The sequence below is a fragment of the Streptomyces sp. WELS2 genome, assembly GCF_013870595.1.
Classification (GTDB): Bacteria; Actinomycetota; Actinomycetes; order Streptomycetales; family Streptomycetaceae; genus Streptomyces.
Window position 1 is genome coordinate 1 of sequence record NZ_JACBWZ010001056.1, and the last position, 1,875, is coordinate 1,875.

Sequence of the window (1,875 nt, forward strand, 5' to 3'; positions counted from 1 at the left end):
CCCTCGACGACCTCCTTCGGATAGACCGCGCCCGTCGGGTTGTTGGGGTCGTCGTCCGAGCCGCATCTCTGGGCCCGCGCCCCGGTTCGCGGCCCGGACGACGGCCGCGCCCTCCGCCTCGCACTCCGCGTGCCGGCCGAGCGCGGCCAGCTGCTGGGCGCGGTCGGAGCGCAGCTTCAGGGTCTGCCAGTGACCGGCCCCGAAGACCCTGCCGAAGACCGGCAGGGCCTCGTCGTACGCGGCGACAGCCTCGGCGTGGCGGCCCTGAGCGCCGATCGAGAGCGCGGCGATGGTCAATGCCTGCGGCAGGTCCCCGTCGTCGGGCGGCAGTGACCGGGCCACGGCGCTCGCCTCGGCCTCCGCCTCGGCATAACGCCCGGACTGGTACAGAGCCCTGGCCCGGGACAGGGGGGACGCGTTCGTACGCCTGGCCCGCGATCGGAAGAATCCCATGCGCGGAGGATAGGGGGCAGCGCGTGCAGTCCGGCGGCGGGCCGGGCCGTGCCCCGGCAGCCCCTGAAGCCCCGCGCGGGCGGACGGGCATGGGGCGCGGCGCCGACTTGAACGGCCGTCAGGGGAGCGGCTCTCCCGGGCTCCGGGAGGTGTCCCGACGGGCCGCCCGGAGGGTGCGGCAGCGGCGGGGACGCCGGTATGGACAGGACTGTCCGAAGCGTCGGCAGACCGGTTCCTCCCCTCTTACGGCCCCTCATCCCGGTAAGCGGAACGCCTGCTTCAACCGGGCTTCCACACAGGGGAGGGCGGGGTGGGGCCAGGGGCACCCTGGGCGCCGGGCACTTGCCGGGTGAGAGACAATGGAGGCTCTGTCAGGGCGGGTTGTATGAGGGGACGCATGTCGGAGGCGGAGCGGGCGGGTACATCTCGTCAGGAGACTCGTCAGGACAAGAGCGAGCGGCGTCTCCTCGCCGGGCGGTACCGGCTGGGGGACGTGCTGGGCCGAGGCGGCATGGGCACGGTCTGGCGCGCCGAGGACGAGACCCTCGGCCGGACGGTCGCCGTCAAGGAGCTGCGGTTCCCGTCGAACATCGACGAGGAGGAGAAGCGGCGCCTGATCACGCGCACCCTGCGCGAGGCAAAGGCGATCGCCCGGATCCGCAACAACAGCGCGGTGACGGTCTTCGACGTGGTCGACGAGGACGACCGGCCCTGGATCGTCATGGAGCTGGTCGAGGGCAAGTCCCTGGCCGAGGTCATCCGCGAGGACGGGGTGCTGAAGCCCAGGCGCGCCGCCGAGGTGGGGCTCGCCATCCTGGACGTGCTGCGCTCCGCGCACCGGGAGGGCATCCTGCACCGTGACGTGAAGCCGTCCAACGTGCTCATCGCCGAGGACGGCCGGGTCGTGCTCACCGACTTCGGCATCGCGCAGGTCGAGGGCGACCCGTCCATCACCTCCACCGGCATGCTCGTCGGCGCCCCCTCCTACATCTCCCCGGAGCGCGCCCGCGGCCACAAGCCGGGACCGGCGGCCGACCTGTGGTCGCTCGGCGGTCTGCTCTACGCGGCGGTCGAGGGCACCCCGCCGTACGACAAGGGCTCGGCGATCGCCACGCTCACCGCGGTGATGACCGAGCCGCTGGAGGAGCCCAGGAACGCGGGCCCGCTGCGGGACGTCATCTACGGCCTGCTGAACAAGGACCCGGCCAAGCGGCTCGACGACGCCGGGGCCCGCGCCATGCTCAACGCGGTGATCCACGCGCCCGAGCCGGAGCCGATGGACGCCACCCGCGTGGTTCCGCTGCCGGTCCAGTCCGGCGGGCCGGACGGCAGGCGGGGCGAGGAGGCCGGGGAGAAGCTGCGCGGCGCGCTGCGCTCGGTGGGATCCAGGCCGTGGCTGCGCAGCCAGGGCAGTGGGTCTAT

Annotated in this window: 2 protein-coding genes; one reads left to right on the forward strand and one right to left on the reverse strand. The window is 73.4% G+C overall.

Translation table 11 applies throughout. The annotated features are described in order from the left end of the window. Positions 1-453 (reverse strand): tetratricopeptide repeat protein (locus H5J33_RS38050; protein WP_258565584.1); only part of this gene is annotated, 453 nt, incomplete at its 3' end. A gap of 397 nt (positions 454-850) precedes the next feature. On the opposite strand from H5J33_RS38050, the gene H5J33_RS33510 reads away from it, so the two are divergent. Further along, the coding region (locus H5J33_RS33510; protein ID WP_181798452.1) for a serine/threonine-protein kinase at positions 851-1,875 on the forward strand (1,025 nt) is incomplete at its 3' end.